The organism is Desulfuromusa ferrireducens (assembly GCF_055389805.1).
The window spans coordinates 995,876-1,021,181 of the sequence record NZ_AP042415.1; the positions used below are offsets into that span (position 1 = coordinate 995,876).

Here is a 25,306-nt window from a genome sequence, read left to right on the forward strand (position 1 = left end):
CTTCCCCATATGGTTAAAACCGACAGTGAAACTCTATATACCTGAAATAGAACCACAATCTTATTGCAGCCACCCCCCGATCAATGATACAACCTCAGCGCACCCCAACCACAGGGACCACCCTTGTGGTTTTTCTTTGTTTAAAAGGAAGTTACAACCATGATCAGCGCACACAATGTGGCCCTTGCTTACGGCAAGCGCGTCATCTTTAAAGACGTCAATATAAAGTTCGTCCCCGGTAACTGCTACGGTCTGATCGGCGCCAACGGCTCCGGCAAATCAACCTTTCTGAAAATTCTCGCCAGTGAAATAGAAGCCGACAAAGGTACCGTTTCGGTTGCTGCCGGTGAGCGGATCGCCATGTTGCGGCAGGATCACTTCGCTTTTGACGAAGAGACGGTTTTCAACACGGTGGTGATGGGTCACGAACGCCTCTTCAAAGTGATGGCCGAACGTGAAGCGATCTACGCAAAAGAGCATTTTACCGATGAAGACGGTGTCCGTTCCGGCGAGCTAGAAGCCGAATTCGCCGAAATGAATGGCTACGAAGTCGAGTCGGAAGCAGCGGTGCTGCTCAATGGTCTCGGCATTCCCGAAGAGTTGCGGCAGAAGAAAATGAAAGAGCTCGAAGGCGGCGAAAAGGTGCGGGTGCTGCTGGCTCAGGCGCTGTTCGGCAATCCCGAAATCCTGTTGCTTGATGAGCCGACCAACCACCTGGATCTGAAATCGATCGCCTGGCTGGAAGATTTTCTCGACCGCTTTACCAATACCGTCATTGTCGTCTCTCACGACCGGCACTTTCTCAACCAAGTCTGTACCCACGTCGCCGATATCGACTTCGGCAAGATTACCGTCTATGTCGGTAACTACGATTTCTGGTACGAGGCCAGCCAACTATCCCTGCATCAAAAGCAGGAAGAGAACCGCAAGGTCACCGACAAGGCCAATGATCTCAAAGCATTTATCCAGCGTTTTTCCTCCAACGCCTCCAAGGCCAAGCAGGCAACCTCGCGGAAAAAGCTGCTCGACAAACTGACCATCGAAGACATGCCGACTTCATCGCGAAAATACCCCTTTGTGGTGTTTAAGCCGGAGCGGGTCTGCGGTGACGTCATTCTTGAAATCAAAGATATGAGCAAAACTATCGACGGCGTCAAAGTACTGGACAACTTCAGCCTGACCGTCAATAAAGGGGACAAGATCGCCTTTATCGGTGGCGACAGTCTGACCAAAACCACCCTGTTTCAAATTCTCGAAGGCGATCTTAAGCCAGACAGCGGTAGCTTCCGCTGGGGCGTAACCATCACCCCGGCCTATTTTCCCATCGACAATAGTCGCTACTTCAAAAATGACATGAATCTGGTCGACTGGCTGTTGCAATACGCGCCCAGTGAAGGAGAAAGCTTTGCCCGGGGCTTTTTAGGCCGCATGCTATTTTCCGGCGAAGAGGCGAAAAAGCAATCGAGTGTTCTCTCCGGGGGCGAGAAGGTGCGCTGCATGCTGTCAAAAATGATGCTCACCGAAGCCAATGCGCTGGTCTTTGACGAGCCGACCAACCACCTTGATCTGGAGTCGATCACCGCGCTCAATAACGGTCTGATCGCCTATTCGGAAGTCATTCTGTTTACCAGCCACGATCATAAGTTCCTCTCCACGGTGGCCAACCGGATCGTCGAATTCACCCCATCAGGCTATATCGACCGGATGTTTACCTTCGATGAATATCTGGAAAGCAGCGAAGTTGCGAAGATGCGCGCTGACCACTTTAAGGGTGAAGCTGCCCTGAAACTGTAAGCAGGGTACTGGAGACAAGTCATGGCACTGCCCTGGGAAGTCCTCGACCGCTTTGAGACCGAGGATGAAGGAACACTGGAGCTGCGAAAGCGCGGGCAAGGCGATTTTCTGATCACCGTCGGTTCGCAGGTGCTGATGAACAGCAAGGCACAGCGCTCGGAAATGGCGCTCGGGGTGCTCGGCTGCCGCAAGCTGAAAACCCACCCGCAGCCACGGGTGCTGGTGGGCGGTCTGGGGATGGCCATTACCCTGCGCGCGGTCCTCGATGAACTGCCGAAAACGGCAGAAGTGGTGGTCGCCGAGTTGAATCCGCGCATCAAAGAGTGGTGCCTCGGCCCGTTGGCCGAACTGACTGAGGGCGCAACCGGTGATCCACGGGTTAGGGTCGAAATCGGTGATGTTGCCGAACTGATCAAGCAAACGCCCGCAGAAAGCTTCGATGCCATCATCTTCGATCTCTATCGCGGCCCGCATCCCAAAACCGACCGCCGCGACGATCCGCTCTACGGCAGTCGCGCCATTGAACGCAGTCGCAAAGCGCTGAAAAAAGACGGCGTGTTTGCCATTTGGGGCGAAAACCCCGATGCGAACTTCGAAAAACGTCTGCTTTCCGCTGGCTTTGCGGTCCGTTGCGAACGGCCCGGAAAAGGCGGTTATCGCCACGCGGTATGGGTAGCGGAAAAGAAAACAGCTGTGAAAAGTCAGCGGGCGACCCATCGGGTCGCCCCTACACGAAACAAAGAATTACGGTAGGGGCGACTCGCTGAGTCGCCCGCACTGTACTTGCATCTATAAAAGGGAAAAACTAACAATGGAAGAATTTGATCTGAACGGGCGTGAATTTGTCGCTCTTTGCGATTTGATGAAGCTGGTCGGCATGGCCCCCAGCGGTGGCAGCGCCAAAATGTTGATCGCCGATGGTAACGTCAGCGTCGATGGACAGGTCGAGCTGCGCAAACGCTGTAAAATCCGCCCCGGACAAATCGCAGCGTACGAGGGTCGTCAAGTCAAAGTGATCTGATCCTTAACTCGAAACGGATCAGGCAACAGCTCAATCCAAACCGCGCAACCAGCGCCCCGGCAACAAAAACCCGAGCAGGAACAGCAGGCAGGCGGCGACCACGATCGAGGGTCCAGCCGGGGTATCCCACTGATAGGATCCGTACAGGCCACCGAACACCGCCAGACAGCCGAGCACACTGGCCAGTACGGCCATCATTTCCGGATTACTGGCAAAACGCCGCGCGGTGGCCGCCGGGATAATCAGCAACGACGTCACCAGCAACAAACCAACCACCTTCATCATCACCGCCACCGTCAGCGCCACCAGAGCGAGAAAAACCCAATTGATCCGGTCGACCGCCACCCCTTCGACCCGCGCCAGATCTTCGTGAATGGTGATCGCCAGCAAGGGTTTCCACAGCCAGAGTAGCCCGGCCAAGGCGACACCACCGCCACAATAAATCCACGCCAGATCTGCCGACCCGATAGAAAGAATATCGCCGAACAGGTAGGCCAGCAGATCGACCCGCACATCTTCCATAAAAGCCAGCACCACTAACCCGAGCGACAGCGCGCCGTGAGAAAAGATTCCCAGCAGGGTGTCGCTGGACAACTGTTTTTGCCGCTGGCCAAAAAACAGCAACACTGCCAAGAGTTGACAGATGACCATGATCCCCAAGGTCAGATTGATCTGCAGCAGAAAGCCGAAGGCCACACCGAGCAGCGCCGAGTGGGAAAGGGTATCGCCAAAATAGGCCAGCCGCCGCCAGACGACAAAGGAGCCGAAGGGACCGGCAACAACCGCCACCCCGAGGCCACCGAGCAGGGCGCGCAACAGAAAATCATCCAACATGTTCACGCTCCTTGCAGCAACCGTCGGCGCAGGCATCGTGACGATGGCTGCGGTCATGGGTATAAACCGCCAGATGTTGCACCGCCTGCGGCCCGAACAGTTCCAGATAGGCGGGATCGTTGGTGACGACTTCCGGGGTGCCGCTACAGCAGATATGACGGTTGAGGCAGAGCACCCGGTCGGTGGCAGCCATCACCAGATGCAGATCGTGGGAGACCATCAAAATAGCGCAGTTGCGCTGGTCACGGATATTGGCGATCAACTGATAGAGCTCCATCTGCCCGTGGACATCAACCCCCTGCACCGGCTCATCGAGCACCAGCAGATCGGGATTACGCATCAGCGCCCGGGCCAGCAGCACCCGCTGCATCTCGCCGCCGGAGAGGTTACGCAAGGGCGAATCAAGCACCTGCCCCGCCCCCACCTCTTCGAGCAATACCAAAACCTTACTGCGCTGTTTTTTTCCGGTCATCGCCAGAAAGCGCTTTACCGTCAACGGGAAGGTCGGGTCGATATGCAGCTGCTGCGGCATGTAGCCGACGCTGATTCCGGGCTGCTGTTGCACCTGCCCGGAGGTCGGTTTCATCAGGCCCAAGGCAACCCGGACCAGAGTCGTTTTGCCGGCACCGTTGGGACCGATGATGGTCAAAATTTCGCCGCGGTTCAGTTGCAGGCTGATGTGCTCCAACAGTCGCCGTGGTCCACGGATCAGATCGACATCCTTGAATTCAAGTAGGCTGGCAGATTCGCTCACGAGCTCTTCCTTTTTCGACAATTGGGGCAAAGTCCCATAATCTCAACGGTTTGCCGGCGGGTTTCGAAACCGGAATCGAGAGCGCTCTGGGCAATGGCACGGTTGATTTCCGGCACATCCAGTTCGGCCAGCGCTTTACAGGATTCACAGATCAAAAACTGTCCGTCGTGCGGCTCGCCCGGATGGGCGCAACCAATATAGGCGTTAAGCGACGCGATCCGATGCACCAGCCCCAACTGCTGGAGAAAATCGAGAGCCCGGTAAACCGTAGGCGGCGCAGTGCGACCATCCTGCTGGAGAATTTCCAGAACCTGATATGCGCCAATCGGTTTATGCTGCTGCCAGACCAGTTCCAGTACCCGACGGCGAATGGCAGTGAAGCGTTGCTTGCGCTGCTGACACAGGACCTCGGCTGTGGCTATGGCTGTGTCGATACAGTTTTGATGATCCTGAGCGTTGCAACTAAACGGTCGCGGTGACGAATCGGGCATAAATTTTCTCCAGCGGGACTTGATTTTAACAATGTTACATTATAACGTTTCAAATAGGTTCGTCAATTCAAGCGTCGGAGTCATCACCAATGAAAACAAGAGTCCTGGTTTTTATCCTGTTGGCCTGCAGCACAATGCTGGCCGCTCCCGTCTGGAGTGCCCAGCAAAGCGCACCACAGGTGGTCGTCAGTATTAAACCGATTCATTCCCTGGTTGCCGGAGTGATGCAAGGAGTCGCCCAGCCGCAACTGCTGATCAAGGGCGGCGGTTCACCGCACGGCTACGTGCTGCGCCCCTCGGAAGCACGCGCCCTGTCGCAAGCCGATCTGATCATCTGGGTCGGCCACTCGCTGGAAAGTTTTTTGCAAAAGCCGCTATCAACGCTGGGACAGAAGGCCCGCAAACTAGAGCTGGTTGACGCCTTTGAGCCACAGCTCCTATCGCTCCGCGAGGGGGGCCACTGGGAAACCCATCAATCACACCCGGAGCCGGCCGGACACGTTGAACATGTTGAGCGTGGTGAACTGAATCCCCACCTCTGGCTCGATCCCTTGCTGGCGAAGCAGATCGTTGCCACGATAGCGACGACCCTGACCGAACTTGACCCCGACCATCAGCAGCAATATCAACGCAACGCGGCACAACTACAGCTGCGCCTTGACCGTCTGCATACACAGCTGCAAAACAAACTTGCAGCTGTGAAAAGGACCCCCTATATCGTCTTTCACGATGCCTATCAGTATTTTGAAACCGCCTATCAACTCAACGCCATCGGTTCAATCACCGTCGACCCGGAACGCAAACCGGGCGCCAAACGGATTCGCCAGATGCGCGAAAAGATCAAGCAATTACAGGCCCGCTGCGTGTTCAGCGAACCGCAGTTCAAACCTCGGCTGTTGGCAACCATCATTGAAGGGTCCGGGGCAAAAACCGGCATTCTCGACCCACTCGGCGCGGAGCTGACACCGGGGCTGGAAAGCTATTTTCAGCTGTTGAATGATTTGGCGGACAATCTGCGGGAAGGCCTGCAATAAAAATCCCGCTCTTGCCGACAGCATAAGCGGGATGGGGGGCACTAAGTGACGATCGATGTTCTCCGACCGGCAATTCAAGCAAAGCTTTTATCTGGGTATCTACTTCGCTCCACCAAAATTCGGTGTTGCGTTAATTCTTCTGTTTTTGTCCACTGAAAACACGGAAGACACTGAATTTCTAAGATCAAGATTTTTCCGTGCGTTCTGTGCTTTCAGTGGATAACCAGTAGCTTTTATTTAGCCGTCAGCGGCATGCCGGCCTTTTTCCACGCGGCCAAACCACCTTTTAACGGATATACCTGCTGATAACCGGCTTTAATCATCGCACGCGCCAGACTGGCGCTGGTCTCTTCGTTCGGTCATGTACAGTAAGGAACAATATAACTTTCCATCGGCAACGTTTTCAGAAGTTTCCCTAATTGCTGACTGGTGCCGACGTGAATGGACCCGGCAATAACGGTATCAGCGTATGTCCAGCTATTGCCATGACGCGCATCGATATAGACAATCTGTCCCCCTTGGGCGAGACGTTCCTGAACCTGCGCAACAGTAACCCGGGTCGGATTCTCCGGAGCAGCCACCTGCGGAGCCTGTTCCGGCGGGCTGGCCAATCCTGAGAGCGCAAAAGCGAAAACAAAGCAGAACAAAAAACCAATTATTTTAAGATGTTTCATTTATTACTCCCCTTAAGTAGCGCTAAAAATAGTAGCGAAAAAGCAATCCAAAACCGGACCTTATTGATAAGTTACCAGCTGTGCAGCGCTACCACTAGGGGGGCAAGCGTATTTATGAGTGTTTTAGTTATATTTATTTCTGAACTGGCTCAATGGGGGCGGGAGCGCCAAGGAGAGAGCAAGAGAGCTTTCGGCCCGACTCTGGCTGCGATTTACCAGTCAGAAGACCGGCAGACTTAGGGTAAAGACGCTCCCCACTCCGGGAGTACTGTGGGCGGTCACGCTGCCATTGTGGACGTGAGCAATGTGCTTAACGATGGCCAGCCCCAACCCTGTTCCGCCAACCGCCCGACTGCGAGCAGCATCGACGCGATAGAAGCGCTCGAAAAGTCTCGGCAGATGTTCCTTGGCGATGCCCTGACCACGATCCTGCACCTTGATTTTAACCTGACCACCGTCCTGCCAGCCTTCGACGGTAACCGCTCCTTCGGCACCGCTGTACTTGATGGCGTTGTCGACCAGGTTGATCACCGCCTGCTCCAAAAGCGGAGCACTGACCCGAGCCACCAGCTGATCGGAGCAAAACAGCTTAACCTGCACGTTTCTGCTGGCGGCAATCGAGTCACAGGTTTGCAGTGCGGATTCGAGAATCGGCCGCAGGACCTCCTGCTGACGGACAATCTCAGCCGATTCGGCGTCCCGCTCCAACCGCGAGAGGGTCAACAGATCTTCGATGATCGCATTGAGACGATCGGTCTGCCGCGCGGCGATATCGAGAAATTGCTCGGCACTCTCGGCATCGTCCAACGCGCCATCGCGCAGCGTTTCGACCGAGCTTTTGATTGCCGTAATCGGTGTTTTCAGTTCGTGGGAGACGTTGGCGACAAAGTCCCGGCGCAGGTTTTCCAAGCGCCGCAACCGGGTCACATCGTGGACCACCACCAGAGCGCCGATTTTCAATCCATCGGCACCGCGCAACGGACTGCCATGGGCGCGCAGAAAACGCTCCTGGCCCTGCTGAAAAAGGAACATATCGGTCTCGATTTTTTCCTCGCTGGCCAAGGCTTCGGCAATAAATTCCTGCAACTCCGGCTTGCGCACCACCTCTTGAATACTGCGACCGATGGTTTTGTCGATATCAATTTTAAGCAGGTTGGCGGCCGCCTGGTTGATGCGGATAATCCGCTCGGCATCATCGACGGCAAACACCCCCTCGATCATGCTCGCCAGCACCGCTTCTTGTTCGTTGCGCTGCCGCACCACGGTGCGGATGCGGTCATCCAGTTGTGCCGCCATCTGATTCATGGCAGCGGCCAGACCGCCCAATTCTTCACCGCTATAGTCGGGTAAACGCCGATCCAGTTCACCGCGCGCAAAACACTCGGCCTCGCGCTTCATTTCCTCGAGGGGACGACTGATGCGGCGCGACATCCAGAGACTGATCAGGCCAGCAATAAGCGCGATCAACAAGCCACTGCTGACCACCTGAAAAAGAACCTTTTCCAATGATTTGTCGATTCTGGCGATCGGCAGAGCCGTCCTGATGCAACCGATCACCCGATCGAGAGCGTAAATCGGCTGAGCGACGTACATCATCTCCTGCTGCAGGGTGTGGCTATAGCGGGTCGCACTGCCGATGCGACCGTCCAAGGCAACGCGAATCTCCGGCCGATCACCATGGTTATCCATGCGTAGCAGAATTTCTTCGGAATCAGCAACCACCCGCCCATCCGGCAGAATGATGGTCAAGCGGGTCCCGGCTTGTTCGCCAAGACTTTTACTCAGGGAATCGAGCGCCTGGGTGCCCCCAGAAGCCAAAACATTCCTGATCTGGCCAGCAACCAGTTTACCTTGCGCCTCAAGGCCGCGACGGGTCTCCTGGCGATAGAAGCTATCCAGGGTGTTGGTAAAAATCCAGGTGACCGCCACCAGGGCAATCAGGATGATCAGCAAAAATGGGGGGAAAATTTGCCAGATGAGGCGTCTGCGGCGCAGCGAAAACCAGCTCACTCCTTGAACCGATAGCCGACACCACGGACCGTCTCGATATATTCTCCGCAGACTCCAAGCTTCTTGCGCAGCCCAACGATCTGCACATCAATCGCCCGATCGGTGACGGCGTACCCTTCACCGTGGACCGCATCGATCAACTGCGAACGGGTGAAAACCCAACCGGTTCGGGACGCCAACTTATTCAACAGCTTGAACTCGGAAACCGTCAACTGCACGTCTTTATTGGCCGCAACAACCCGGTTGCGCCCCTGATCGATGCTCAAGTCACGAACCACCAGCGTCTCTTCGCTCTGCTGCTGGGTTGCTGCTTGCTTACGGCGCAACACCGCTTTTATCCGTGCCAGCAGCACCTGCGAACTAAAAGGTTTGGTCAGGTAATCATCGGCACCAAGCTCCAGGCCGGCGACGATATCCTCTTCCTCCCCCTTAGCGGTCATCATGACAATGGCAACCTCGGACATCTCGGCGTCGGCGCGCAACCGTCGGCAGACCTCAAAGCCGTCGATATTGGGCAGCATCAGATCGAGCACGATCAGATCCGGCTTTCCCTGCAGTGCCTTCTGCAGCGCTTCTTCACCACTGGTTGCCGTCGCCACGGGGTAGCCAGCCTTGACCAGGTTATAATGCACCAGCGCAAGGATATCCTCCTCGTCTTCGACAACCAAGATTTTGCAGCTATTCATAGTTCCCACCCAATTCGTTGGCCATAATCCCGGAGAATAGCGGGAGGTTGTTAGGATTTGGTTAGCGTGCTGAGCAAAACAATATAATTCTGTCCCGAGACCTGCATAGCATTAGACAAGAAAATAGCAGAGATTTCACCTCACTGTTAACCGAGAAGACGCAGGACATTTGAAACCACAGTCCAAACAATAAAACAACTGGCGTGACGCAACAGTAAAAAGTGATAATTTTATAATGTCCTGACCTGCTTATCTGATAGAATCATGACCAGGCAATTGATGAACGTTGCTCCACGCAGACCGTTTCTCTATTCACGACCAAGAGCACAACAATACATGCAAAAATCAGCGGCAAAGTACAAATCCCCCCCTTTGGTTGCCGGCATCTTTGCCAGTGTGATCATCGCTCTGCTGTTCCTTATGTTCGAACATATCGAGGAGCAACGCTACCAGCAGGAACTGCGCTCGACGACGCTTGGCCATCTGAGTCAGCTCCGGGCTGAGCTCGAGGCGAGAATAAATGCAAACTTCTACCTGACCCGCGGGCTGATAGCCTATATCGAAACCCAGCCCGATCTGGACCAAGACACGTTTCATCAACTTTCAGCAAATTTGCTCCGCCATCGCAACTCAATTATTAATATCGGCCTGGCACCGGACAACATCCTCTCCTTTATCCATCCGCTCAAAGGCAATGAACAAGCCATTGGCCTAAACTATAAAACAAATGAAAACCAGTGGCCAGCAGTCAAAAAAGCGATCGCGTCAAAGAAAACCGTGGTCGCCGGACCGGTCTCCCTCATTCAAGGCGGCTCGGCATTTATCAGCCGGACGCCGGTTTTTATTGACCCTGCGGCTGCGGGGCAGGAAAAACGCTATTGGGGACTGGCAAGCATTGTCATCGACAAGGAGCACCTATTCAAAACAGCGGGGTTTTACCGTCCACATGCGGATATCCGGGTTGCCATCAGAGGCATCGATGGTCTCGGCGAAGAGGGTGACTTTATCGATGGTGAGCAAACTGTTTTTGAACAAAACCCTGTCCTTCTGGATGTGCTTCTGCCCGAGGGGCGCTGGCAACTGGCAGCCGTACCACAAGCCGGTTGGGAGGGAACGTCACCTTTCCAGAGATGGATTCGCACCGCAGGATTGCTCCTTACGGTACTGACCGGTCTCGGAATTTTCACTTGGCTGCGCCGACTGACCCAGACCCAGTTCAAAATTGAACACGCACGGGAGAGGGCCGAACAGGCGAGTAAGGCGCTGCAGGAAAACGAAAACTTCCTCAATACCATCATCGATAACATTCCCAATATGATTTTTGTCAAGGACGCCAAAGAACTTCGTTTTGTCCGTTTCAATAGAGCGGGAGAGGAGCTGACCGGTTATTCCAGCAAAGAAATAATCGGCAAAAATGATTACGACCTGTTCCCGGCGCAGAATGCCGCTTTTTTTACCGAGAAGGATCGCGAAGTTCTCGCCAACAGGAAATTTTTGGATATCCCGGCGGAATCGATAAACACCCGCCACCAAGGCAACAGAATACTTCACACCCGCAAAATCCCGATTGTAAATGCCCACGGCAGGGCAGAATACCTGCTGGGGATTTCAGAGGACATCACCGCGCAGATACGTGCGGAAAAAGAGAAACAAGCGCTGGAAAAACAGCTGCAGCAGGCGCAGAAAATGGAAGCGATCGGCTTGATGGCCGGTGGCGTCGCACATGATTTGAACAATATCCTGGCTGCAATCACCGGCTATCCAGAACTGCTGTTGCGCAACCTGCCAACCGACAGTGAGATTCGCAAACCGCTGCAGGTCATTCTCGACTCAGGTAGACGGGCGGTGGCGATTGTCGCCGATTTACTGACGGTCGCCAAGGGCGTCGCCAGCATGCGCGAGGTTTTAAATCTCAACGTCTTGATCGCTGAGTATTTGGATTCCCCGGAATGTAGGAAATTGAAATCCTCCTTCCCTGAGATCATCATTCAGACTGAATTGGCTGCCAACCTGCAGCCGGTTGCAGCATCATCGGTGCACATCAAAAAGTGCCTGATGAATCTGGTTAACAACGCCGTTGAGGCAATTCACGAGCGCGGCAATATTACCCTCAACACCTGGAATGAAAGCGTCAGTGAGCAGACCAGGGATGGACATCCGATCGAACCGGGCGACTATGTTGCCTTTTGTGTTCGGGACTCGGGTTCAGGCATTTCAAAAACCGATATCGAACACATTTTCGACCCCTTCTACACCAAGAAAGCCATGGGCAAAAGCGGCACCGGGCTTGGTCTTGCGGTGGTTTGGAATACCGTTAAAGATCACGCCGGGAAAATATTTGTCAAAAGCGCTGCCGGCGGCACCAGCTTTTTCCTCTATTTCCCGGCAAGCGAAGCAAAGGAGGTCGCTTGCAGCGAGGTCGGTGAGTCCGAAAATCTTGACAGCAATGGTGAATGTATTCTGATTGTGGATGACGAACCGAATATGCGCGATATTGCCCGACAGATGCTGGAAGCCAAGGGCTATAAGATCGACACTGTCGCTAGCGGTGAAGCAGCACTTGCTTTTGTCGCTGAAACCCCGGTGGACTTAATCGTGATAGACATGCTCATGGAACCTGGAATGAATGGGCGGCAGACCTACGAAGAAATCATAAAGCTGTATCCCGCACAAAAAGCAATCGTGGTCAGCGGCTATTCAGAAAACAATGATGTCAAAATGACGCTGCAGCTTGGTGCTGGAGGCTTCATCAACAAGCCCTACTCAATGGAACAACTTTGTCGGGCGGTTAAAGATGTTTTGAATGGATAGAGCGCAAAAACAAAAGGCTCGCCGCTAACCGACAAGCCTTTTGTTTTTATGAAAGCGAACGACGCATCTCAAGTTCAGGGTGACGAGTCATCCACATCCTCTTGGTCATCGTCATCATCCTCTTCTTCAGCAACAACCTTCTTCTTGCCGAACAGACGGGCAACAATAATTCCAACTTCGTAGAGGATAATAAACGGCAGCGCAATCGAGGTCTGGGAAAAGAGATCCGGAGGCGTCAGCACCGCACCGAGGACAAAAGCCATCAGCAGGGCAAACTTACGATTTTTCGCCAGCCATTTATGATCGACAATTCCCATGCGGGCGAGAAAGAAAATCACGATCGGCAGTTCAAAAACCAGTCCAAAAGCGATTAACAGACGACTGGACAGGGTCAGATAGGCGCCCATCGAGAGCATCGCATTGACGCCACCAATCTCGGTCCCGTAGGCAACCAGAAAAGAGAAGACCATCGGGAAAACGAAGGTAAAGCCGAAGTAGGTACCGCAACCGAAACAGAGGCTGCTGAAAAAAACAAACGGAAACACCAACCGCTTTTCATTGGCGTACAGACCGGGAGCGACAAAGCCCCAAAGCTGCCAGACAATTATGGGGAAAGCCAACACCACCCCGGCCAGCGCTGACACCTTGAGCAGGGTAAAAAAGGGTTCGGTGGCACTGATAAAAACCAGCGAACTGCCTTCCGGCAGGGCCTGCCGGACCGGTTCGGAAATCCGCTCGAACAGCTGTTCGGCAATACTGTAACAACCGAGAAAAGCCACCAGCCAGGAACCGGCAGCAATCATCAAGCGCTTGCGCAACTCTTCTAGGTGGTTGCCCAAAGGCATGGCGTTAGCGGTTTCAGTCATTCTTTTTCGGCTCCTGCTCCGGTCTCTCGAAAGCAGCCGCTTCGACGCCTTCCTCCTGCTCGAGCTGTCGCTCGATCTCGGCATCTTCCTCGGCATACTGAGCCTGGGCCAGTTTGGCCTCACGGATCTTATCCGGGATACCCTCTGGTTCCGGCGTACCCAGGTCATCCTCAGTAGGCAGTGCCTGCGGTGGGGTCAGCTTGCCGTCTTTTTCGAGCTTTTCCCGAGCATGCCGCACCTCGTCGGCGCGGGTTTCTACTTCAATGGTATTCTTTAACTCATTGGTCGCGCGCTTAAACTCGGCAAAACCCTTGCCCAACGACTTGGCCAGTTCGGGGAGTTTTTTTGGCCCCAGCACAATTAGCGCCAGTCCGGCGATCAACAGCATTTCAGTCATTCCGATTCCGAACATCTATAATACCCTCTTCCCAGGTGATTATTTCATGACTCTGCGGCTGCACAAATCAGCCTGTCAATCCGGCGAGAATAGCCGCTTCGCCTGCCACTGTCAAGCGCTCGCAATGGGCGAAAAGATTGACATATTAGGGGGTTTTGTCTAGTATGCAGGCTTCGTTTCGTATACATCTGATTTTGCAGGAAAGAGCGATGGATCAAGATCAATTAAAACAACAAATTAAGCAACTGGCCGCCGAACGCAACGCCCTGTTACTGGCGCATAATTATCAACGTGACGAGGTTCAGGAAATCGCTGAAATTACCGGCGACTCCCTGGCTCTGTCGATAGAAGCAGCGAAAACCGACAAAGCGGTCATCGTCTTCTGCGGCGTCCACTTCATGGCGGAAAGTGCCGCGATCCTGGCCCCGGAAAAAACCGTGCTGCTGCCACGCGCCGATGCCGGTTGTCCGATGGCCGACATGGTCACCGCCGAGCAGTTGCGCGAATTTAAGGCGGAGCATCCCGGCGCCACCGTGGTCACCTACGTCAATTCCAGTGCTGCGGTAAAAGCTGAGAGCGATATCTGCTGTACCAGTTCCAACGCCGTCAACGTCGCCCGCTCGCTGGAGGCCAAGACGCTGCTGATGGTGCCGGACCGCAACCTCGGTCGCTACATCGCCAAACACGTGCCGGAAAAAGAGTGTATCTGCTGGGAAGGTTACTGCCCGACCCACGACCGCCTGACCGTCGCAGAGGTCAAGCAGGCCAAGCTTGATCATCCGGGCGCACCCTTTATGGCCCACCCGGAATGTACTCCGGAAATCCTTGAGCACGCCGACCACATCTGCTCGACCAGCGGCATGTACGAATTCGCCAAACAGAATCCGGCGCAGAAATTTATCGTCGGCACCGAACAGGGCATTCTCTGGCGGCTGAAAAAAGAAAGTCCGGAGAAGGAATTTATCCTGCCGAGCCGGGCGCTGATCTGCCCGAACATGAAGCTGACCTCGCTGGAAGACATTCTTGAATGTTTGCAGAACATGGAACCACGCATTAGCGTCGCCGAGGATGTGCGGGAAAAAGCCAAACTGACCCTCGACCGGATGTTGGCGGTCCCACGGGATTGAGCTTTTTAGACAATTTGAACTATCATGTTGAGGGCGTGCAATCTGCACGCCCTTTACTTTTTTGAAATCAGCGTAGGGGCGATCCATCGGATCGCCCCTACAATGGAATTTATGGAACTCGACGCCCAAGACATTCGCCACGCCACGATTAAAAGCTTTACCGATGGCGTCACCTCAGGCCGCCAGACCTGTGAAGTCCTCGGCCTGCATGGCTCGGCCGATGCCTTCCTGCTGGCCCGACTGCTAACAGAACACAGCGGGCTGCTGGTGCTGCTGACCGCGGATCTGCAACAAGCGCGACAACTGACCGCCGACCTGCAGTTTTTCCACCACCGACCGCAACAAATCGCCCTGCTGCCAAACTGGGAACTGAACCCCTACGATCCGCTGACCCCACACCCGGAACTGGAAGCGATCCGCCTGACCACCCTGGCGGCCCTCAGTCGCGGTGACCTCAAGGCCCTGGTGCTGCCGGTGCGCGCGCTGATGCAGAAGCTGATCCCACGTCAGGTGCTGGCGAATATCGCTCTGGAATTGATCGCCGAAGAAGAATATCCACACCGTGAATTGACCGAGACCCTGCTACAGCTTGGCTATCAACCGGTGCCGCTGGTCGAAGAACGGGGCAGCTTTGCCGTGCGCGGCGACATCATCGACCTGTTTCCCCCCGATGCCGAGCAGCCGGTGCGTCTCGATTTCTACGGCGACTTCATTGAAAAGATGCGTAGCTTCGACCCAACCAGTCAGCGCTCTGGTGAGCAGAGTATCGAACGCTTGAAGCTGATCCCGTCGAAAGAGATGATCCTCCACGGCCCCTTCCTCGAAACCTTTGCCCAGCGCCTCAAAGAGCGTTGTGACGAATTGTCGCTACCACGGACCGAGCGGGAGACGATCATGGATGAGGCCCGCGAAGGGATTCTCGCCCCCGGTCGCCATTTTCTGCTGCCCTTTAACTACCCGGCCCTCGACCCGCTAACCGCGTACCTAGAAAAGGAACGCTGGGTCCTGCTCGATCCACCAGCGATAGAACAGGAAATCGACCAGTTCCATCGCGATGTCCGCGACGGCGAAAAACGGATGCTCGAACAAAGTTTACCGCACGTCGCCCGCCGTGAACTGTTCCTCGATCCGAGTGAAGTCCAGCCGCTGCTGAGCAGTGTCGGTCGGATCGAATTCTCGCGACTGCGGGTTTTTCAGTTGGACGATGAGCGGGAACGTTTTCATTTCAACTGTAGTGGCAATGCCGACCTGCACGCCCAGCCAAATCAGCAGCACGATGGACTTGAACCGCTGATCAAGCGGTTGCAGCAGAGTGAGAAGAACAATTGGCGGGTGCTGTTGGTTTGCCATCAGCGCAGCCATGCTGAACGGCTGCAGGAACTGCTTGCGGCGCACGACATCGATCTGCCGATCAATCCGAGATTGCGACTGAACAACCTGCAGCCCAGCCACCCACAATTGACCGTCGGCGAACTTTCCGCCGGCTTCTGCCTGGCAGAAGAGAAGCTGCTGCTGATCAGCGAAGAAGAAATCTTCGGCAAACGCAGCCACCGACAAAAGAAAACCGGCCAGCAACGCGCTCGCAAGCTGATGAGCAGTCTAGCCGAGCTCAAAGATGGCGACTATATCGTCCACACCGATCACGGTATCGGCAAGTATCTCGGCCTGACCCACCTGCAGACCGGACCGGTCGAAGGGGATTTCCTGCATCTGCAATACGCCGGCGGCGACAAGCTGTACCTGCCGATCGACCGGATCGAGAAGATACAGAAATATGCCGGTGGCGAAGGGCATGCGCCGAAACTGGACAAGATGGGCGGCCAGGGCTGGGAGAAGGCGCGCCTCAAAGCTCGCGCCGCGGTCGAAGAACTGGCCCGCCAGCTGCTCGAACTCTACGCCAAGCGGGAACTGCGCCAAGGATTTGCCTATTCCCCGCCCGACCAACTCTACCGGGAATTTGAAGCGACTTTCCCGCACGAAGAGACCGACGATCAGCTGCAGGCCATCGATGATACGCTAAACGACATGCAATCGACCAAACCGATGGACCGGCTGGTCTGCGGTGATGTTGGTTACGGAAAAACCGAGGTTGCCCTGCGCGCTGCGGTCAAGGCGGTCCTCGACAGCAAGCAGGTGGCGGTGCTGGTGCCAACCACAGTGCTGGCGCGGCAACACTGGGAAGGCTTCAAAAAACGGCTCGAAGAATTCCCGGTGCGGGTCGAAATGGTGTCGCGCTTCCGGACCCCGGCTGAGAACAAAAAGACCCTTGAGGCGGCCGCCGAGGGAAAAATTGACATCCTGGTCGGTACCCACCGGCTGCTGCAACGGGATGTGCGCTTTAAAGATTTGGGCCTGGTGGTGGTCGATGAAGAGCAACGCTTCGGCGTCAGCCACAAGGAAAGGTTGAAACAGCTGCGCGCTGAGGTCGACATCCTGACTCTGACCGCCACGCCGATCCCCCGCACCCTGCACATGAGCATGGCCGGGATGCGCGACCTGTCGGTGATAGAAACCGCGCCGGTCGACCGGCTGGCGATCCGCACCTACGTGACCCGCTTTGACGACGAACTGATCCGCCAGGCTATCCTGCGCGAACTGCGCCGGGGCGGCCAGGTCTACTTTGTCCACAATCGGGTCCAGACCATCGATGCCATGGCCGAACAGCTCAAACAGTTGGTGCCGGAAGCGAACATCGCGGTCGGTCACGGCCAGATGCCGGAAAAACAACTGGAGCAGGTCATGCTCGACTTTATCGAGGGGAAAAGCAACCTGCTGCTCGCCTCGACGATCATCGAGAACGGCCTCGATATCCCGCGCGCCAACACCATTATCGTCAATCGCGCCGACTGTTTCGGCCTCTCACAGCTCTACCAGCTGCGCGGTCGGGTCGGCCGCTCCGACCGGCGCGCCTACGCCTACCTGTTGATTCCCGGTGAGGCCAGCCTGACCAAAGAGGCACGCGAACGACTGAAGGTATTGCAGGAACTGACCGAACTGGGCGCCGGCTTCCGCATCGCCAGCCACGACCTGGAATTACGCGGCGCCGGTGACCTGCTCGGAGGTAAACAGTCGGGTCCGATCGCGGCGATCGGCTTCGAGCTCTACACCGAGCTACTCGAAGAAACCATCGCCAAGCTGCGCGGCAAGGAACACGAAGAACGGATCGACCCGGAAATCCGCCTCGGCCTGTCAGCATTTTTAGCAGAAAACTATCTTCCCGATCCGAACCAACGGCTGCAATTCTATCAGCGCATGGCAGCGGCAGACAACGACACGGAGCTGTTCGATCTGGTCGAAGAATTGCGCGATCGCTACGGCGAACTGCCGAGCGCCGGAGAAACCTTGATCGGCACCATGCGACTGCGTATCCTGCTGAAACAGTTGCGTCTCGAACTGCTCGAGTTCGATGGGCGGCGCTTACACCTGACCTTTCACGCCAGCACCAAGGTTGCGCCGGATTTGATCCGCAGCTTGCTCACCGAGCAGCCAGAACGTTACCGGCTGGGGGCCGATTTTAAGCTGAGTATCGAGCTGGGCCGCCTCAAAGAGGCAGAGCTGCTGCTGGCGGTGAGAAAAGAATTGCAACTGTTTTTCTGACTATGCTAGCGTGACTTCCCGGTTTTCTCTTTTATCGAGGGTGCTTTTTTGCCGTACCGTAGCCTGCGAAAATGGTTCATTCTACTGGTTTGCTTGAGCGGCCTGATCGGTTGCCAGCAACCTGAACCACAACCACCACTGATAAAGGTCGGGCAGAGACAACTGTCCCTGCAACAGTTTGAAAACGAACTGCTGCTCAGCTATCCCGACCTGGATGAGCTGGCGGAAACCGAACAGTTTATTCTCAAAACCCAGCTGTTAAACCGTTTGATCGAGCGGGAACTGATCCTCGCAGAGGCAGAACGGATCGATGTCCAGATAACTCCCGACGAGTTGGATGCCGCGATGATTGAACTGCGTGGCAATTATACGGCCGAAGAGTACCGTCAGATTCTGCAGGATGCCGGGCAAAGCGAACAAAGCTGGAAAGCGGCTTTGATGCTGCGACTGATCACCATAAAGGTGAGTCGTGCCGCCTTCGCCGCGCAAACGCAGGTCGTTGACAGCGACGCTGAAAAATACTACCTGGCACACCGTGATGAATTCCGCCGACCGGCCGAACTGCGCGCCCGGCAGATGCTCTTTAATAATAGTGAAGATGCCAAGCAGGTCCTCAAGGAACTGAAGGCGGGGGGCAATTTTGCCGATCTGGCGCGGGAGCACTCTCTCTCCCCCGACCGGGAGGATGGTGGCAATCTTGGCTATTTCTCGCAAGGGCAGTTACCGCCTGAATTTGACCAGGCCCTGTTCAACCTGCCGGTCGGTCAGGTCAGTGATCCGGTGGAGAGCCCCTACGGGGTGCATCTGTTCCTGGTTGAAAGGCGCCGGCGGGCCGGGTTGCGACCGTTTGCCGCGGTTGCCGAAGAAATCATGAACAAGTTATCGCAACAACGCGAGGAAGAGGCCTTTCAGCAATGGCTGGAAAATCTACATCACTCCACCCCAGTCTCCGTTACCTGGGAACTATTAACGAAAAAATCAGCCCCATAATATAAAGGACTACTAACATGAAACGATCGATCCTGCTGCTGCTGGTTGCAATCCTACTGCCGGTCAGTTCCATTAATGCAAAAACTCTGACCAAGGTTGCCGCTGTGGTCAACAATGACATCATCAGCACATATCAACTGGATAAGGCCGTCCTCGACGCCCTGGCGAAAAATGCCAAAGGGAACCAGTTGACCAGCAAGCAGTTTGATGAGTTGAAATCTCAGGTTCTGGAACAACAGATCAACGAGAAACTGGTCGAGCAACGAATTAAGGAGCTGGGACTGACGGTCCCTGACCCGGAACTGAACGCCGCGATTACCGATGTGCAGCGAAAAAACAACCTGACGGAGAAAGCACTAAAACAAGCCGTCGAGGCTCAGGGGATGTCTTTCAAAGCCTACCGTGAACAATTGAAGCAGGAAATCTTACGTTACAAATTGCTTGGTCGCGAAGTGAACTATAAGGTTCAGGTGACCAGCGGCGAGGTGCGTGAATACTTCCGTGATCATATCGATGAGTACCGCAGCAAGCCGAAAGTACGTGTCAGCAGTATCAGCTACGAAATACCGGCCGATATCGATACCACCACAATGGATGAGATTCGCAAACAGGTGCTGGTGACTCGCGACCTGCTGTCAAATGGCGAGCCGTTTGACAAGGTTCTCGAATCCCAAGGAGAGCGCGTTTTCGGTGGAGATATGGGTAATTTGATCGAGGAAGACCTGACCGAACAACTGAAACAAGCACTGGCTGGGCTCGACGTTGGCCAAGTCAGCCAACCGGTAGAGATGAACGGCCAGTTGCACCTGTTCCTGGTCACCGCCAAAAACCCCGGAGATGTTAACCTGTTCGACCGCGTCAAAGGCGACATCGAGGAAATCCTCGAAAAACAGAAAACCGACCTGCGCTTCAAAGAATGGGCCCAGGAACTACGCGATCGCGGCCATATTGATATTCGCATCTAAGCAACCTCAAAGCTAAAAGCTAAAGGCCCTCCAGCAATAGCCGGGGGGCCTTTTTTATATAAAAAGTGAAAGCTATCGTGCAATTAGCATCTGCTCATTGGTTTTTCTTGCTTTTAAAATCAGTTCTGTTATCCTTAGCGCAATTTACTGGATATTGTATCGCCAAACTGTGGGGAGATCCCCATTAAAGGAGGGGACAAATGACGAAATCGGCCGTTATTGTTGCAGAAGCAGCGGAAGAGCGTCGCTCGATCGCCCAGTTGATTAAACCAACCGATATTTTTTCCCAAATTCATTTCTGCAGCAGCCCTCAAGAAGCCAATTTCCTCTTTAAGAACACCTCGGTTGATATCCTGCTCTGCTCGGTTTATTCTCCCGGTAAAGAGGCGCTTCGCTCCACTGCCGAGCTGTCGAGTCTGGCCCGCGAACACGAAATCCAGCTGGTCTTCTGTTCCGCTCTGGATCCGGTTGAATTATCGCTATTAGGGATTATTCCGGCTGGCAGCCACTGCCTGAGCTACGATTCATCCTCATCCATGGCGAAGGATTTATTTAATCGGTTATTGGGCAACCATTCCGCCAGCGACCGAAGAAAATCATTTCCACCGGCCGATAAACTGATCGATCAGAACTCCGGAATCTACAACCGGTTTTATTTCGATGCCTTTCTCGACCAGGAACTCTCCCGCTCCAAACTGACCGGACGACCCTTTTCACTGCTGTTGATCGAGCCGCAAGCCGACAAGAATAACGAAACTAGTGGTTGGAGCAATTTATTACCCTCGGTTGCCCTGAGCATTAAAACCCAGATCAGAACCTCGGACCTGCTCTGTCGGATTGAGAAAAAACGCCTCGCCTTACTGCTGCCGGAAACCAGTAACAGCAATGCAAAACAGGTCATGCAGCGGATTCAGAATAAGGCCCAGGAATTAGCCAAGGAAATCCCCATCGACTTGAAAATCGGCCTGGCATCACCGAATCTCACCAATCAATTCAATCGGCACGGCTTATTACGCGCAGCCGAAGCCACTTTTTAGTCCCAAGGAGCCGCTGCAGCGGCAAAAAGCCACCTGCAGCGGCTCCTTTCTTACATGTCTCAACCTGCAATATTTATTCATTTCTCTAAATCCCAATCACACCAGCTATTGTGATAAAGCAAGTGAATCGGTTATGCTGACTCTTTTGTGAAAAAACTGCGAAAGGACCTGCGTGAAACCGCTATTGCTGACAATGGGCGACCCGACCGGTATCGGCCCGGAATTGATTATCAAGGCCTTGCTTAATGGCGACTTCGATCGGTTACGGCAACCGCTGCTGGTGGTTGGCGATGCGCATGTACTGCTCCGCGCCGGACAGATCTTCGGCCAGTCGGGCAAGCTGACCAAGCTCGATCAGAGGCGCCAGAATTTGCGCTTCGGCCAGCGTCACCTCCAGGTGGAATCGCGGTCACATTTGGCGGCCGACACATTAACCTACGGCCGTCCAGATCTTAGCTGCGGTCGGGCAATGGCCGATTATGTCGAATGGGCGGTCGAGCACTGTCTGAATAAGGCCGCGGTCGGGATGGTCACCTGCCCGATCAGCAAGGCGGCCATCAACGCGGCCGGCTGCCACTTCCCCGGCCATACCGAGCTGCTCGCCGAGCGTTGCGGGATTGACAAAGTGGTGATGATGCTGGCTGGCGAGCGCTTAAAAGTCTGCCTGGTCACCACTCACCTGGCCTACCGGGATGTTCCGCAGGCATTGACCACGGCAGAAATACTCGAGACGATTCGCATTACCGATCGCAGCTTCCGGCAACAGTTTGCTCTGGAAAATCCGAAACTGGCGGTCCTCTCTCTCAACCCCCATGCCGGAGAAAACGGCCTGTTCGGCGACGAAGAGAGTCGGCTGATAATCCCGGCCATTGAGGCCGCTCAGGCCGCAGGAATTAACGCCGACGGGCCACACAGCGCCGACACCCTGTTCCACTTCGCCGCCAGGGGAAGTCATGACGCGGTCATCTGCATGTACCATGATCAGGGGCTGATTCCACTGAAGCTGCTGCACTTCGATGACGGTGTCAACGTCACCCTGGGACTGCCGATTGTCCGTACCAGCGTCGACCACGGGACCGCCTACGACCTGGCCGGAACGGGTAAGGCCAGCACCGAAAGCCTGATTGCCGCCATCAACATGGCGCAGCAGATGATTCAACAATAATTCGGTAGGGGCGACCTGTAGGTCGCCCGGAAACGTGTACGAACATAAACGCGTGCGCCCCATGGGTCGCCCCTTCAGAAATAAGAACTCAATGATCGATAAAATAAAAATCCGTGGCGCCCGCGAACACAACCTGAAGAATATTGATATCGATATCCCGCGTGATCAGCTGGTGATTATCACCGGCGTTTCCGGATCGGGGAAAAGTACCTTGGCCTTCGACACCATTTATGCTGAAGGCCAGCGTCGCTACGTCGAAAGCCTTTCCGCCTACGCCCGGCAGTTTCTCGAGCAGATGGAAAAACCGGATGTCGATCAGATCGATGGCCTCTCCCCGGCGATCTCCATCGAGCAGAAGACCACCTCGAAGAATCCGCGCTCTACCGTCGGTACGGTCACGGAAATCTACGACTACCTGCGGCTTTTGTATGCCCGGATCGGAGAAATCCTCTGTCACCGCTGCGGGCAGACGATCAGTTCGCAAACCGTCGAGCAGATGGTCGACCGGGTGATGAAATTCCCAGAGAAAAGCAAGCTGCTGGTGATGGCTCCGATCGTCCGCGAACGCAAAGGTGAGTACCGCAAGGAAATGGCTCAGCTGCAGGCGGACGGTTTTGTGCGCATCCGCATCGATGGTGAGATGTATGAGCTGGGCGATACTATCGAGCTGGATAAAAAGAAGAAACACAGCCTCGAAGTGGTCATTGACCGGTTGGTGATTAAGGAAGGCATCGAGACGCGGCTGGCCGATTCGATTGAGACCGCCCTGCGGCTGGCCGATGGTCTGGTGCGGGTTGAAATTCCCGACGGCGAAAGCAAGCTATTTTCGTCCAAACACGCCTGCATCGATTGCGGCCTGTCCTACCCCGATATCGAACCACGGATGTTCTCCTTCAACAATCCCCACGGTGCCTGCCCCGATTGCAGCGGGCTGGGAACACGCAATTATTTTGATGCCGAACAGGTGGTGCCGAACCCGGAGCTGTGCCTGCGCGATGGCGCCATCGTCCCCTGGGACAGCCGCACCGGCTACTACTACCAAGCGCTGCTCGAAGCACTCGCGATGCATTACGAATTCGACATCCGCAAACCGTTCAAGCAATTGTCGGAAGAGCTGCAAAAGATTATCCTCTACGGTTCGGGCGAAGAAAACGTGCGTTTTTTCTACGACCAGGGCGAGCGGCGCCACTTCTACGAAAAACCGTTCGAAGGGGTGATTACCAACCTGGAGCGACGCTACCGGGAAACCGATTCTGATGGTGTGCGTGACAACCTGGAGCGCTTTATGAGCGTGATTCCCTGCCCGACCTGCGATGGCGCGCGACTGCGACCGGAATCGCTGCATGTTAAAGTGGCGGACCAGAATATCTGTGATATCTGTGCCATGTCGATAGCCGATGCCGAAAGCTTTTTCTCCAGCCTGGAATTACCGCCCAAGCAAGCGGAAATCGCCCGGAGGATTCTCAAGGAAATCCGCGAACGGCTCTCTTTTTTGTCCCACGTTGGCCTCGACTACCTGTCTCTCGACCGCAGAGCCGGAACCTTAAGTGGCGGCGAAGGACAACGGATCCGCTTGGCCACCCAGATCGGTTCCTCGCTGATGGGCGTGCTCTATATCCTCGACGAACCCTCCATCGGCCTGCACCAGCGGGACAATCAGCGCCTGCTGGTCACCCTCAAGCGCCTGCGCGATCTCGGTAATTCGGTGCTGGTGGTCGAACATGACGAGGAAACCATCATGGCGGCTGATTATGTCATCGACATGGGGCCGGCCGCCGGGGTGCACGGTGGCGAGGTGGTTGCCAAGGGAACTCCCGCGCAGGTGATGGCCGAAGAGAAGTCACTGACCGGGCAGTATCTATCCGGCAAGCGCCAGATCATGATCCCGAGCGAACGGCGCAAAAGCGATCGCTGGCTGGAAGTCCTCGGCGCACGCGCCAACAACCTGCAGAATGTCGACATAAAAATCCCCCTCGGTGTGCTGACCTGCTTTACCGGCGTCTCCGGATCGGGAAAATCTTCGCTGGTGATTGAGACCCTCTACAAGGCCCTCGCGCAGCGCTTGCACCGGGCGCGCGATAAAGCCGGCCCGACACGCGAGTTGCGCGGCCTGGAACTACTCGACAAGGTCATCGATATCGATCAGTCGCCGATTGGCCGCACGCCACGCTCCAATCCCGCCACCTACACGGGCGTCTTCACCGACATCCGCGAACTGTTCGCGCAACTGCCAGAGGCGAAGATCCGCGGCTACAAACCGGGGCGCTTCTCCTTCAACGTCAAAGGCGGGCGCTGCGAAGCCTGTAGCGGCGACGGCATCATCAAAATCGAAATGCACTTTTTGCCCGATGTCTACGTCCAGTGCGAGATCTGCAAGGGGGCACGCTACAATCGCGAAACCCTGGAGGTAAAATACAAAGGCAAAAGCATCGCCGATCTGCTCGACATGACCGTCAACCAGGCGAGCCAATTCCTCGAAAACATCCCACGGATCAGCGGCAAGCTGCAAACGGTCCGTGATGTCGGGCTCGGCTACATCAAGCTGGGACAGAGCGCCACGACCCTCTCCGGCGGCGAAGCGCAACGCGTCAAACTGGCCAAGGAACTGGGAAAACGCGCGACCGGCAAAACCATCTATATCCTCGACGAACCGACCACCGGACTGCATTTTGCCGATATCCACAAACTACTCGAAGTGCTGAATCGGCTGGTTGAAACCGGCAACACGGTGGTCGTCATCGAGCACAACCTGGATGTCATCAAAACCGCTGACTACGTCATCGATCTGGGGCCGGAAGGCGGCAGTCGCGGCGGCGAGGTGATCGCCTTCGGAACTCCGGAAGAGGTGGCGCAGGAAAGCCGTTCCTACACCGGCCAATTTCTACGCAGCTACCTCAGTGAGTCCGCCGAACCGGGCAATCGACCCCTGCAAAAATGACGGAGAACTGACGCAAAAACTGCACAGACTGTCAAAAACTGTCGCAAAAATAACTCCTTAAGTTTTTCCAAGAAACTGCCGATAAGTTAGCCGGAGCCGATGAAGAAATTTTATC

21 protein-coding genes are annotated in these 25,306 nt (G+C 55.1%); 12 read left to right on the forward strand and 9 right to left on the reverse strand.

The annotated features are described in order from the left end of the window. Positions 1-159: 159 nt before the first annotated feature. Genes ACZ5PT_RS04505 through ACZ5PT_RS04515 form a run of 3 tightly spaced genes read left to right on the forward strand, consistent with a single transcriptional unit; the run spans position 160 to position 2,815 of the window. Entirely contained in the window at positions 160-1,794 is a 1,635-nt protein-coding gene (locus ACZ5PT_RS04505; protein WP_464265614.1) for an ABC-F family ATP-binding cassette domain-containing protein, read from the forward strand. 21 nt (positions 1,795-1,815) lie between these two features. Then, the gene (locus ACZ5PT_RS04510; RefSeq protein WP_464265615.1) at positions 1,816-2,547 is read left to right on the forward strand and encodes a spermidine synthase; all 732 of its coding nucleotides are present in this window, start codon (positions 1,816-1,818) and stop codon (positions 2,545-2,547) included. A 58-nt stretch (positions 2,548-2,605) separates the two neighbouring features. Continuing rightward, positions 2,606-2,815: an RNA-binding S4 domain-containing protein gene (locus ACZ5PT_RS04515; protein ID WP_464265616.1), complete on the forward strand. Its 210-nt coding sequence runs from the start codon at positions 2,606-2,608 to the stop codon at positions 2,813-2,815. A gap of 30 nt (positions 2,816-2,845) precedes the next feature. Here the strand turns inward: ACZ5PT_RS04515 and znuB are convergent, their stop codons facing one another. From znuB to ACZ5PT_RS04530, 3 genes are read right to left on the reverse strand one after another with little or no spacing between them, the layout of a single operon-like run. Next, positions 2,846-3,649 carry a zinc ABC transporter permease subunit ZnuB gene (gene znuB, locus ACZ5PT_RS04520; RefSeq protein WP_464265617.1) on the reverse strand — a complete coding sequence of 268 codons (804 nt, stop codon included), beginning with the start codon at positions 3,647-3,649 and terminating at the stop codon, positions 2,846-2,848. Further along, the gene (znuC, locus tag ACZ5PT_RS04525) at positions 3,639-4,403 is read right to left on the reverse strand and encodes a zinc ABC transporter ATP-binding protein ZnuC (protein WP_464265618.1); all 765 of its coding nucleotides are present in this window, start codon (positions 4,401-4,403) and stop codon (positions 3,639-3,641) included. Before znuC ends, znuB begins: the two co-directional genes overlap by 11 nt. Continuing rightward, positions 4,400-4,894 carry a Fur family transcriptional regulator gene (locus ACZ5PT_RS04530; RefSeq protein ID WP_464265619.1) on the reverse strand — a complete coding sequence of 165 codons (495 nt, stop codon included), beginning with the start codon at positions 4,892-4,894 and terminating at the stop codon, positions 4,400-4,402. The genes znuC and ACZ5PT_RS04530 overlap by 4 nt, the downstream gene beginning before the upstream one ends. A gap of 89 nt (positions 4,895-4,983) precedes the next feature. Here ACZ5PT_RS04530 and ACZ5PT_RS04535 point away from each other — a divergent pair, with 89 nt between their 5' ends. Next, positions 4,984-5,928, forward strand: coding sequence for a zinc ABC transporter substrate-binding protein (locus tag ACZ5PT_RS04535; RefSeq protein ID WP_464265620.1), 945 nt, complete (start codon positions 4,984-4,986; stop codon positions 5,926-5,928). Between the two features lie 233 nt (positions 5,929-6,161). On the opposite strand, the gene ACZ5PT_RS04540 is transcribed toward ACZ5PT_RS04535, so the two are convergent. From ACZ5PT_RS04540 to ACZ5PT_RS04555, 4 genes are all read right to left on the reverse strand, one after another. Further along, the gene (locus ACZ5PT_RS04540; protein WP_464265621.1) at positions 6,162-6,251 is read right to left on the reverse strand and encodes a rhodanese-like domain-containing protein; all 90 of its coding nucleotides are present in this window, start codon (positions 6,249-6,251) and stop codon (positions 6,162-6,164) included. A gap of 36 nt (positions 6,252-6,287) precedes the next feature. After that, complete coding sequence (locus ACZ5PT_RS04545; RefSeq protein ID WP_464265622.1) at positions 6,288-6,602, reverse strand: rhodanese-like domain-containing protein; 315 nt, start codon at positions 6,600-6,602, stop codon at positions 6,288-6,290. 219 nt (positions 6,603-6,821) lie between these two features. Next, positions 6,822-8,612, reverse strand: a complete 1,791-nt coding sequence (locus ACZ5PT_RS04550) for a HAMP domain-containing sensor histidine kinase (protein ID WP_464265623.1) — start codon at positions 8,610-8,612, stop codon at positions 6,822-6,824. Next, positions 8,609-9,298, reverse strand: coding sequence for a response regulator (locus tag ACZ5PT_RS04555; protein ID WP_464265624.1), 690 nt, complete (start codon positions 9,296-9,298; stop codon positions 8,609-8,611). Before ACZ5PT_RS04555 ends, ACZ5PT_RS04550 begins: the two co-directional genes overlap by 4 nt. Positions 9,299-9,562: 264 nt before the next feature. Here ACZ5PT_RS04555 and ACZ5PT_RS04560 point away from each other — a divergent pair, with 264 nt between their 5' ends. Continuing rightward, the gene (locus tag ACZ5PT_RS04560) at positions 9,563-12,109 is read left to right on the forward strand and encodes a response regulator (protein WP_464265625.1); all 2,547 of its coding nucleotides are present in this window, start codon (positions 9,563-9,565) and stop codon (positions 12,107-12,109) included. 74 nt (positions 12,110-12,183) lie between these two features. Here ACZ5PT_RS04560 and tatC read toward each other — a convergent pair whose 3' ends face one another. Beyond that, positions 12,184-12,975, reverse strand: a complete 792-nt coding sequence (gene tatC, locus ACZ5PT_RS04565) for a twin-arginine translocase subunit TatC (RefSeq protein WP_464265626.1) — start codon at positions 12,973-12,975, stop codon at positions 12,184-12,186. Continuing rightward, positions 12,968-13,387, reverse strand: a complete 420-nt coding sequence (tatB, locus tag ACZ5PT_RS04570) for a Sec-independent protein translocase protein TatB (protein WP_464265627.1) — start codon at positions 13,385-13,387, stop codon at positions 12,968-12,970. The genes tatC and tatB overlap by 8 nt, the downstream gene beginning before the upstream one ends. A gap of 194 nt (positions 13,388-13,581) precedes the next feature. Here tatB and nadA point away from each other — a divergent pair, with 194 nt between their 5' ends. The 7 genes from nadA (at position 13,582) to uvrA (ending at position 25,191) form a co-directional block, all read left to right on the forward strand. Continuing rightward, on the forward strand, positions 13,582-14,499 hold the full coding sequence (gene nadA / locus ACZ5PT_RS04575) for a quinolinate synthase NadA (protein WP_464265628.1): 918 nt from the start codon (positions 13,582-13,584) through the stop codon (positions 14,497-14,499). Positions 14,500-14,601: 102 nt separating this feature from the next. Beyond that, positions 14,602-18,096 carry a transcription-repair coupling factor gene (gene mfd / locus ACZ5PT_RS04580; protein ID WP_464265629.1) on the forward strand — a complete coding sequence of 1,165 codons (3,495 nt, stop codon included), beginning with the start codon at positions 14,602-14,604 and terminating at the stop codon, positions 18,094-18,096. A 48-nt stretch (positions 18,097-18,144) separates the two neighbouring features. Next, positions 18,145-19,086: a peptidylprolyl isomerase gene (locus ACZ5PT_RS04585; RefSeq protein ID WP_464265630.1), complete on the forward strand. Its 942-nt coding sequence runs from the start codon at positions 18,145-18,147 to the stop codon at positions 19,084-19,086. Positions 19,087-19,103: 17 nt separating this feature from the next. Beyond that, complete coding sequence (locus ACZ5PT_RS04590) at positions 19,104-20,051, forward strand: SurA N-terminal domain-containing protein (protein ID WP_464265631.1); 948 nt, start codon at positions 19,104-19,106, stop codon at positions 20,049-20,051. Between the two features lie 200 nt (positions 20,052-20,251). After that, on the forward strand, positions 20,252-21,088 hold the full coding sequence (locus ACZ5PT_RS04595; protein WP_464265632.1) for a diguanylate cyclase domain-containing protein: 837 nt from the start codon (positions 20,252-20,254) through the stop codon (positions 21,086-21,088). Between the two features lie 172 nt (positions 21,089-21,260). Then, positions 21,261-22,253: a 4-hydroxythreonine-4-phosphate dehydrogenase PdxA gene (gene pdxA, locus ACZ5PT_RS04600; protein WP_464265633.1), complete on the forward strand. Its 993-nt coding sequence runs from the start codon at positions 21,261-21,263 to the stop codon at positions 22,251-22,253. Between the two features lie 91 nt (positions 22,254-22,344). After that, entirely contained in the window at positions 22,345-25,191 is a 2,847-nt protein-coding gene (gene uvrA / locus ACZ5PT_RS04605) for an excinuclease ABC subunit UvrA (protein ID WP_464265634.1), read from the forward strand. The last annotated feature ends 115 nt before the right edge of the window (positions 25,192-25,306 follow it).

Coding starts and splice junctions, on each gene's coding strand:
- ACZ5PT_RS04505 (WP_464265614.1), top strand. CDS start 160: ATGATCAGCGCACACAATGTGGCCCTTGCTTACGGCAAGCGCGTCATC.
- ACZ5PT_RS04510 (WP_464265615.1), top strand. CDS start 1,816: ATGGCACTGCCCTGGGAAGTCCTCGACCGCTTTGAGACCGAGGATGAA.
- ACZ5PT_RS04515 (WP_464265616.1), top strand. CDS start 2,606: ATGGAAGAATTTGATCTGAACGGGCGTGAATTTGTCGCTCTTTGCGAT.
- znuB (WP_464265617.1), bottom strand. CDS start 3,649: ATGTTGGATGATTTTCTGTTGCGCGCCCTGCTCGGTGGCCTCGGGGTG.
- ACZ5PT_RS04530 (WP_464265619.1), bottom strand. CDS start 4,894: ATGCCCGATTCGTCACCGCGACCGTTTAGTTGCAACGCTCAGGATCAT.
- ACZ5PT_RS04535 (WP_464265620.1), top strand. CDS start 4,984: ATGAAAACAAGAGTCCTGGTTTTTATCCTGTTGGCCTGCAGCACAATG.
- ACZ5PT_RS04540 (WP_464265621.1), bottom strand. CDS start 6,251: ATGATTAAAGCCGGTTATCAGCAGGTATATCCGTTAAAAGGTGGTTTG.
- ACZ5PT_RS04545 (WP_464265622.1), bottom strand. CDS start 6,602: ATGAAACATCTTAAAATAATTGGTTTTTTGTTCTGCTTTGTTTTCGCT.
- ACZ5PT_RS04555 (WP_464265624.1), bottom strand. CDS start 9,298: ATGAATAGCTGCAAAATCTTGGTTGTCGAAGACGAGGAGGATATCCTT.
- ACZ5PT_RS04560 (WP_464265625.1), top strand. CDS start 9,563: ATGACCAGGCAATTGATGAACGTTGCTCCACGCAGACCGTTTCTCTAT.
- tatC (WP_464265626.1), bottom strand. CDS start 12,975: ATGACTGAAACCGCTAACGCCATGCCTTTGGGCAACCACCTAGAAGAG.
- tatB (WP_464265627.1), bottom strand. CDS start 13,387: ATGTTCGGAATCGGAATGACTGAAATGCTGTTGATCGCCGGACTGGCG.
- nadA (WP_464265628.1), top strand. CDS start 13,582: ATGGATCAAGATCAATTAAAACAACAAATTAAGCAACTGGCCGCCGAA.
- mfd (WP_464265629.1), top strand. CDS start 14,602: ATGGAATTTATGGAACTCGACGCCCAAGACATTCGCCACGCCACGATT.
- ACZ5PT_RS04590 (WP_464265631.1), top strand. CDS start 19,104: ATGAAACGATCGATCCTGCTGCTGCTGGTTGCAATCCTACTGCCGGTC.
- ACZ5PT_RS04595 (WP_464265632.1), top strand. CDS start 20,252: ATGACGAAATCGGCCGTTATTGTTGCAGAAGCAGCGGAAGAGCGTCGC.
- uvrA (WP_464265634.1), top strand. CDS start 22,345: ATGATCGATAAAATAAAAATCCGTGGCGCCCGCGAACACAACCTGAAG.